The 8,570-nt window shown below is 72.3% G+C and carries 9 protein-coding genes; 1 reads left to right on the top strand and 8 read right to left on the bottom strand.

From position 1 onward, the window contains the following. The 4 genes from G5C62_RS23500 to G5C62_RS23485 form a co-directional block, all read right to left on the bottom strand. On the bottom strand, positions 1–287 hold a 287-nt coding region (locus G5C62_RS23500), incomplete at its 3' end, for an ABC transporter substrate-binding protein (RefSeq protein WP_164702900.1). 49 nt (positions 288–336) lie between these two features. Next, positions 337–1,200 (bottom strand): ABC transporter ATP-binding protein, encoded by an 864-nt coding sequence (locus G5C62_RS23495; protein ID WP_241176086.1) that lies wholly within the window; start codon positions 1,198–1,200, stop codon positions 337–339. Further along, positions 1,200–1,988 carry an ABC transporter permease gene (locus G5C62_RS23490; protein WP_052091590.1) on the bottom strand — a complete coding sequence of 263 codons (789 nt, stop codon included), beginning with the start codon at positions 1,986–1,988 and terminating at the stop codon, positions 1,200–1,202. Before G5C62_RS23490 ends, G5C62_RS23495 begins: the two co-directional genes overlap by 1 nt. A 1-nt stretch (position 1,989) precedes the next feature. Next, positions 1,990–2,823 (bottom strand): ABC transporter permease, encoded by an 834-nt coding sequence (locus tag G5C62_RS23485; protein WP_164702899.1) that lies wholly within the window; start codon positions 2,821–2,823, stop codon positions 1,990–1,992. A gap of 223 nt (positions 2,824–3,046) precedes the next feature. Here G5C62_RS23485 and G5C62_RS23480 point away from each other — a divergent pair, with 223 nt between their 5' ends. Beyond that, the gene (locus tag G5C62_RS23480) at positions 3,047–3,853 is read left to right on the top strand and encodes an IclR family transcriptional regulator (protein WP_164702898.1); all 807 of its coding nucleotides are present in this window, start codon (positions 3,047–3,049) and stop codon (positions 3,851–3,853) included. 10 nt (positions 3,854–3,863) lie between these two features. Here the strand turns inward: G5C62_RS23480 and cimA are convergent, their stop codons facing one another. From cimA to G5C62_RS23460, 4 genes are all read right to left on the bottom strand, one after another. Further along, positions 3,864–5,492 (bottom strand): citramalate synthase, encoded by a 1,629-nt coding sequence (cimA, locus tag G5C62_RS23475; RefSeq protein ID WP_164702897.1) that lies wholly within the window; start codon positions 5,490–5,492, stop codon positions 3,864–3,866. Positions 5,493–5,691: 199 nt separating this feature from the next. Next, entirely contained in the window at positions 5,692–6,657 is a 966-nt protein-coding gene (locus G5C62_RS23470) for an NAD(P)-dependent alcohol dehydrogenase (RefSeq protein WP_206330823.1), read from the bottom strand. A gap of 45 nt (positions 6,658–6,702) precedes the next feature. Further along, positions 6,703–7,722 carry a 3-isopropylmalate dehydrogenase gene (locus G5C62_RS23465; protein WP_164702896.1) on the bottom strand — a complete coding sequence of 340 codons (1,020 nt, stop codon included), beginning with the start codon at positions 7,720–7,722 and terminating at the stop codon, positions 6,703–6,705. Positions 7,723–7,826: 104 nt separating this feature from the next. Continuing rightward, the coding region (locus tag G5C62_RS23460) for a hypothetical protein (protein ID WP_206330822.1) at positions 7,827–8,570 on the bottom strand (744 nt) is incomplete at its 5' end.

Here is an 8,570-nt window from a genome sequence, read left to right as displayed (position 1 = left end):
GAGGTCACGTTGCCGAAGGCGAAGTCGAAGTCCCCGGCGACCACACCGGGCACGGCGGCCGCGCCGCCGGACCCGGGCACCAGCTCCAGCTCGATGCCCCGCTCCTCGAAGAAGCCCTGCTCCTGACCGAGGTAGATGGGGGCGACGTCGATGATCGGGATGATCCCGACGGCGACCTGGGCCAGACCGCCCTCGGTGTCGGTGGCCGGCTCGTCGGACGAGCCGCCGCAGGCGGTGGCGGTGGTCAGCAGCGCGAGAGCGGTGATCGGGGCGAGCAGGCGACGCATGGTGGCTCCTTTGCCGGACGTGCGAGGTGGAGAGGGGGTGGAGCCTGGACTAGTGACCGGGGTCCGCAGCCACGGTGGGCGGCCCGGCCCGGTGGCTGCCGGTGGCGACCTCGTCGCGCTGGTGCTGGTCGCCCTTGCGGTGCTTGGCCAGCTGGATCTGCTCGTAGACGTGCCCGCGCAGCTCGGCGAACCGCGGGGAGGAGCGGGTGTCCAGCTGGTTGCGCTCGTCGGGCAGGTCGATGGCGAGGTCCTCCATGATCACGGTGGGCGAGGAGGACAGGACCAGCACCCGCTGCCCCAGGTAGACCGACTCGTCGATGTCATGGGTGACGAAGAGGATGGTCACCCCCAGCTTGTGCCACAGCGACCGGATCAGGTCCTCCAGGTCGGCGCGGGTCTGGGCGTCGACGGCGGCGAACGGCTCGTCCATCAGCAGGACCTTGGGCTCGTACGCCACCGCCCGGGCGATCGCGACCCGCTGCTGCATGCCACCGGACAGCTGCCACGGGTAGGCGCTGTGCACGTCGGCCAGGCCCACGGCCTCCAGCGCGTCGCGCACCAGCTCCCGCCGGCGGGCCTTGTCCAGCTTCTTCTGCTTCAGCGGCAGCTCGACGTTGCCCTCCACCGTCAGCCACGGGTACAGGCTGCGGCCGTACTCCTGGAAGACCACTGCCATCGCCTCCGGCGGCCCGTCGACCCGCGAGCCGGCGAGGGTGACCGTGCCGGAGGTGGGCTCCAGCAGCCCGGCGATGCACTTGAGCAGCGTCGTCTTCCCCGCACCCGAGGGCCCCACGATGCAGACCAGTTCACCGTCCCCGACGGAGAAGGTCAGGTCACGGACGGCCTCGACGGTGCGGCCGGAGCCGGTGTAGGTCTTCTGCACACCGGCGACGTCGAGCAGCGGCTGGGTCATCAGTTCTCTCCTAGCTGAGATCGGCGCAGGCCGTGGTACCAGCGCAGGGTGCGCCGTTCGAAGAGCTGGAAGAGCAGGGACAGGACGAACCCGAGCAGCCCGAGCAGCAGGATGCCGCTCCACATCTCCGGGATGGCGAAGCTGCGCTGGAACTGGATGACGCTGAAGCCCAGCCCGTTGGTGGAGGCGAACATCTCGCTGATGACCATGAGGATGATCGAGATCGACAGCGCCTGGCGCATGCCGGCGACGATCTGCGGGCTGGCGGCCGGCAGCACCAGGTGGCGGAGCCGGGCCAGGCCGGTGACGCCGTAGGACCGGGAGGTGTCGGAGAGGACGTCGTCGACCGCGCGCACGCCCTCGACCGTGTTCAGCAGCACCGGCCAGACCGCGCCGGAGATGATCACGATGACCTTCGCGGTGTCCCCGATCCCGGCGAACAGGAACAGGATCGGGATCAGCGCCGGTGGCGGGATGGCGCGGAAGAACTCCAGCACCGGCTCGGTCACCCGGCGCAGCGTGCGGTTGGCGCCCAGCAGCACGCCCAGCCCGACCCCGACGACGACCGCACCGGTGTAGCCGATCAGCAGCCGGGTGACGCTGGGCAGGACGTCGGCGCGCAGCCGCTCGGAGAACCAGACGTCACCGAAGGTCGTCAGGATCGTCTGCAGCGGCGGTGCGTAGTAGTTCGTGCTGTCCGCCGACCACACCCACCACAGCGTGACCAGCACGACGGGCAGGGTGAGCGCGTAGCCCAGCGTCCTGCCCCAGCGCAGCACCGGCTGCATCTCAGCCCCCCACGTCCGCGCGCACCGACGAGTGCCACGCCAGCGTCCGGCGCTCCAGCACCCGGGCCGCCAGGTTGACCACCACACCGAGCAACCCGGTGAAGATCACCAGGCCGTAGACCAGCGGGACGGCGTTCGACGACTGCGCCAGCGCGATCTCCGCGCCCAGCCCGGTGCCGATGCCGACCAGCCCGGCGGTCACGGCCAGGATCAGCGCGACCGCCGCACCCAGCCGCACGCCGGTCATCACGTAGGGCAACGCCGTCGGCCAGATCAGGTACCGGACCCGTGCCCAGCGCCCCAGGTGGTAGGACCGCGCCGTCTCCCGGGCCACCGGGTCGACGTCCTGCACCCCGTAGATGACCTGGATCAGGATCTGCCAGAACGAGGCGTAGACCACCAGCAGCAGCGTCGACTGGAGCCCCAGGCCCAGCAGCAGCACCGCCAGCGGGATCAGCGCCACCGACGGCACCGGCCGCAGGAACTCGATCGTCGAGGCGGTGAACCGGCGCAGCACCTCGACGCTGCCGATCAGCAGGCCCAGGCCGATGCCGGCGACCAGCGCGATCCCGAGCCCGATGCCCCACGCCTGGACCGTCTCCGCGGTCGCGGCCCAGAAGCGGTCGGTGCCGGCCGCCTCCACCAACGCCCGGATCATCTCGCTGAACGGCGGGAAGTACTCGGCCGAGACGATGCCGGTGCGGGGCAGCAGTTCGAGCAGCGCGGCGAAGGCGACCAGCCCGATCAGGCCGAGGACGGACGACGGGAGCTCGGGGCGGCGCCGTCGAGCGGGTTCGGCGCCCGCGCGGGCGGGGCGCACGTCCGTCGCGCTCATGGCGCTGCCCGGGTGAGCAGGTGCATCAGGTGCCTGTCCTCCACGGTGAGGGCGGGTGGTCGAACCTGTCAGCCGATGGGGTGGACGACCACGTCGGTTCCACTACGGTGTGCGCCATACGAACAGGCGTTCAGGTGGAGAACGTAGGTCGTGAGGCCAGTCACGTCAACGCCCGTGATGGAGCCGTGATCGGGCGCCGAGGCAGCCGCCCGGGAGGAGTTCGATGGACGCGACGGCACCCCCCGGCGACGAGGGCGGCAGCGTCCGACCGGCCGCCTTCGTCCAGTCGCTGGAGCGCGGCCTCGCCGTCATCCGGGCCTTCGACGCCGAGCACACCCAGCTGACCCTCAGCGAGGTCGCCCGGCAGACCGGTCTCACCCGGGCAGCGGCCCGCCGGTTCCTGCTCACCCTGGTCGAGCTCGGGTACGTCCGCTTCGACGGCCGGCTGTTCGCGCTGCGCCCGCGGGTGCTGGAACTGGGCTATGCCTACCTCTCCGGGCTGTCCCTCCCCGAGGTCGCCCGCCCGCACATGGAGCAGCTGGCCGCCGACCTGCACGAGTCGTGCTCGCTGTCGGTGCTGGACGGTGAGGAGATCGTCTACGTCGCCCGGGTGCCCACCAAGCGGATCATGACCGTCGCCATCAACCTCGGCACCCGGTTCCCGGCGCACGCGACCTCCATGGGCCGGGTGCTGCTGGCGTCCCGGCCGGAGAACGAACGCGAGCGCTACCTGCAGACCGCGCAGCTGGCGGCCCTGACCCCGTTCACCGTCACCGACCCCGACCGGCTCCGCCGGGCCCTCGAGGAGACCCGGGCCCAGGGTTGGGCGCTGGTCGACCAGGAGCTCGAGGAGGGGCTGCGGTCGATCGCCGTGCCCGTGCGGGACGGCGACGGCGCCGTGCTCGCCGCCATGAACATCTCCGCCTCCGCCCGGCACAGCACCCCCGAGGCGGTCCGCGACGAGCTGTTGCCCCCGCTCCGGGCGGCGGCCCGGGAGATCGAGCTGGACCTGCGCCGCAGCCCCGGCTGACCGGGCGGGGTCAGCGGCGCCGCACCGCGTAGGTGAAGGCGTCGACCAGCGCGTGCCAGGAGGCCTCGACGATGTTGTCGTGCACCCCGACGGTGGTCCACTCCCCCACCCCGTCGCTGCTGTCGACGAGCACGCGGGTGGTGGCGCTGGTGCCGCCGTTCCACCCCAGGATGCGCACCTTGTAGTCGGCCAGCGAGACGTCGGCCAGGTGCGGGTACCGGCTGACCAGGGCCTGGCGGAGCGCGTTGTCCAGGGCGTTGACCGGGCCGTTTCCCTCGCCGGTGCTGATCACCCGCTCCGTCGTCCCGTCGTCGTTCGGCACGTGGACCTTGACCGTGGCCTCGCTGACCACCACCCCGTTCCCCCAGTGCTCCACCGAGGTGCGGTAGCTCTCCAGCTCGAACAGCGGCGCGGGGGCACCGGGCAGCTGCGCGCGCAGCAACAGCTCGAACGAGGCGTCCGCGGCCTCGAAGGACCAGCCGTCGGCCTCCAGCACCTTGACCTGGTCGACCACCCGGCCGATCGCGTCGGCCTGCCCGGCCAGGTCGACGCCCAGCTCCCGGCCCTTCAGCTCGATCGACGCCCGGCCGGCCATCTCGGTGACCAGGATGCGCATGTCGTTGCCGACGACGGCGGGGTCGAGGTGGTTGTAGAGCTCCGGGCTCACCTTGATCGCGCTGGCGTGCAGGCCGGCCTTGTGCGCGAACGCCGAGGCGCCGACGAACGGCTGGTGGTCGTCGGGGGCGATGTTGGCCAGCTCCGCGATGGCGTGGCTGACCCGCTTCAGCTCCGGCAGGCACTCGGCCGGCACCACGGGCAGGCCCATCTTGGTGACCAGGTTGCCGATCAGCGCGAACGTGTCGGCGTTGCCGGCCCGCTCGCCGTAGCCGTTGGCGGTGCCCTGCACGTGGGTCACCCCGGCCTCGACGGCGGCCAGGGTGTTGGCGACCGCGCACCCGGTGTCGTCCTGGCAGTGGATGCCGAGCTTCCCGGTGGTGCGCGCGCGGACGTCGGCGACCACCCGGCCCACGCTCATCGGCAGCATGCCGCCGTTGGTGTCGCAGAGCACGCCCACCTCGGCGCCGGCGGCGAAGGCGGTCTCGAGCACCGCGACGCCGTGGTCGGGGTCGGCGGCGTACCCGTCGAAGAAGTGCTCGCAGTCGACGAAGACCCGCCGGCCGTGCGCGACCAGGAAGGCGACGGTGTCGGCGACCATCGCCAGGTTCTCCTCGGGTGTGGTGCGCAGCGCCTCCCGCACGTGCCGCACGTCGGACTTGGCCACCAGGCACACCACCGCGGTCTGCGCGTCCAGCAGGGCGCGCACCTGGGCGTCATCCTCGACCCGGACGCCGACCTTGCGGGTGGCGCCGAAGGCCACCAGCTGCGCGTGCCGGAGGTCCAGCTCGGTGCGCGCCCGGGCGAAGAACTCGGTGTCCTTGGGCAGCGCCCCCGGCCAGCCACCCTCGATGAACCCGACCCCGATCTCGTCGAGCAACCGGGCGACGGCGAGCTTGTCGGCGACGGAGTAGCTCACGCCCTCGCGCTGGGCGCCGTCACGCAACGTCGTGTCGAAGACGTGGAAGGAGTCGGTGTCGAAGACGTGGAACGAGTTCGTGTCGGTGGCGGGGGGCTTGGCCACGGTGTCTCCCGGGTCGGCTCGGTACTGGGCCCAGACACGAAAAAACCTCCCGGGGTACGGGAGGTTGCGCGCAATCCGGGGAGGTGACTGCGCGCTAGCTGATGATGATCGTGCGGGTGGCGTCCATCACCACCAGTACAGCACGCCGGGCGCGTGGAGTGGAACCGGCGTTCCACCCGCTGGGACGGCGGACACCGGGTCACCCGACGTCGATCACCACGCTGCCGGTCTTCTGCCCGCGCTCGACGTACCGGTGGGCCTCGACGATCTGCGCCAGGGGCCAGCGCCGGTCGTCGAGGACGGGCCGGAAGGCGCCCGAGGCGAGGAGGTCCCGCAGGTCGGTGGGCATGGCCGGGTCCTGTACCGGGACGGGGAAGACGACCCGGCGCCGGCGCAACAGCGGCGTGACCACGGCCGGCACCGGGTTCTGCGCCAGCCGACCCAGGTCGGTGGACACGTAGCGGCCGCGGGGGCGCAGCAGCCGACGGCACTGGCGGAACGAGCTCTTCCCGACCGCGTCCACGACGACGTCGTAGCGGTGCGGGTCGGCCAGGAAGTCCTCGGTCGTGCGGTCGATGACCCGGTCGACGCCCAGGCTGCGCACCAGGTCGGCCCGGGCCCCGTCGCAGACGGCGGTGACGTGCGCACCGAGGTCGCGCAGCAGCTGGACCACCGCCGAGCCGATCGCCCCGGTGGCGCCGTGGACGAGGACGTCCTCACCTGCCCTGATCCGCGCCCGCCGCAGGACGGCCACCGCGTAGTGGGCGCCCTCGGTGGCGGCCGCCGCGACGTCGTCGGGGACGTCGTCGGGCACCTGCGCCAGGAAGCCGTCGGCGGGGACGGTGAGGAACTCCGCGTGCGCACCGAACCGGCCCTCGACGTAGCCGAACACCCGGTCACCGACCGCGAGGTCACCCACCCCCGCACCGACCGTCGCCACCACGCCGGCGAACTCGGTGCCCAGGACGGTCGCGCGGGGCCGGCGCACCCCGGTGAGCAGCCGGGTGAGCCGAGGCGTGCCCGCCCGGTACGCGCAGTCGGTGCGGTTGACCGTGGTGCAGCGCACCCGGACCAGCAGCTCGCCGGGGCCGGCGACCGGCATCGGCACCTCGGTGACCCGGACGACGTCCGGCGGACCGTAGCGTTCCCGCACCGCAGCCAGCACGGCGGTGACGCTAACGCCGGGGCGACCCAGCCGGTAGCCCTCTGCTCAGCCGGCGAGGGCGGCCAGCCGGTCGCCGACCTCGGTGGTGCGGATCGTCGCCTTCGGGTCGCGGGTGGAGAGGTCGAAGGAGACGGCGGCGTTGACCTTCTTGGCCAGCTCGGGCCGGCCGAGGTGCTCCAGCAGCAGACCGACCGAGAGCACGGTGGCCGTCGGGTCGGCGATGCCCTGCCCGGCGATGTCCGGCGCGGAACCGTGCACCGGCTCGAACATGCTCGGGTTGGTGCCCGACACGTCGAGGTTGCCGCTGGCGGCCAGTCCGATCCCGCCGGTGACCGCGGCGGCGACGTCGGTGACGATGTCGCCGAAGAGGTTGTCGGTGACGATCACGTCGTAGCGGCCCGGGTCGGTGATGAAGAACATCGCCGCGGCGTCGACGTGCTGGTAGGCCACGCTGACCTCGGGGAACTCGGCGGAGAGCTCCTCGACGGTGCGCGACCACAGCGAGCCGGCGTAGGTGAGCACGTTGGTCTTGTGGATCAGCGTGAGGTGCTTGCGCGGCCGGGCGACCGCCCGCTCGAAGGCGTACCGGACGACGCGCTCGACCCCGAAGGCGGTGTTGAGGCTGACCTCGGTGGCCACCTCGTGCGGCGTGTCCCGCCGCAGCACACCGCCGTTGCCGACGTAGGGACCCTCGGTGCCCTCGCGCACGCAGAGCATGTCGATCTCGCCGGGCTCGGCCAGCGGGCTGCGCACGCCGTCGAACAGCCGCGCGGGGCGGAGGTTGACGTGGTGGTCGAGCTCGAAGCGCAGCTTGAGCAGCAGCCCGCGCTCCAGGATGCCGCTGGGCACCCCGGGGTCACCGACCGCACCGAGCAGGATCGCGTCGTGCTGCCGGAGCTCCTCCAGCACCGAGTCCGGGAGCAGCTCACCGCTGCGGTGCCAGCGGGCCGCCCCCAGGTCGTAGAAGGTGCTCTCGATGTCCGGGGCGACCGCGCCCAGGACCTTGAGGCCCTCGGCCACCACCTCGGGACCGATGCCGTCTCCAGGGACCACTGCCAGGCGCATGAGGCCAGAGGTTAGTGGGCGCCCGCCTCCGGCCTCGCACCCGCACACGCCGGACGCCCCCCGCAGGTGGTGCTCGCGGAGGGCGTCCGGGTCGTGCGGTGTGGTCAGGGCGCCGTGGGCGCCCCCGGCCGCACCGCGATCGGGACCGTCAGCGCCCGGCCGGTGCCGGTGTCGTTGTGCGACACCACCACCATCGCCCCCTTGAAGCCGCCGACCGACGTGTCGGCCGCGTACGACGCGCTCTGGGTGACCGCGATCGTGGTGCCGTTCATCGCCGGGACGAGCACCGCCGGTGCGCCGTCCACGGTGAACGACAGCCCCGGGTCCAGCGGGTCGAAGCTCATCCGCTCCGAGGCCAGCTCGGCCTCACCCGTCAGGCTCAGCACGGTGCCCACACCGTCGACCGTGCCGTACGCGCTGGCGGACTGGACCCCGAAGGAGATCCGGCCCTGCACCAGCGGCATGACCGACGTCGGCACGCCCATGACCTGGACGTCGGAGTTGTAGACGTTGGTGTCGACCGTGCCGTCGGCCACGTTGAGGAACCCGATGTAGGGGTCCGCGGCCGGCAGCAGCTGGTACTGGCGGTCGGTGACGACCACCAGCGGCACGTCGTAGTCGGGGATCCGGGTGGTGGTCACCTGGTAGTCCCACGCGCCGTCACCGGTCGCGTCGACGTAGACGCCGTAGTTCACGGCCGTCTCCGGCGAGGTGGACCGGCCGTGCGCGGTGACCCCGAAGTACAGCCACGGGTCCGCCGGGCTGGCTGCCACGTCGGAGGCCACCCCCACCATGGCCAGGTCGACCGACCGTTCCAGCTCGGACTTGTAGCAGTCCGGGAGGGCGGC

The organism is Modestobacter sp. KNN46-3 (genome assembly GCF_011039295.1).
This window is presented reverse-complemented; position numbering and strand designations above follow the sequence as displayed.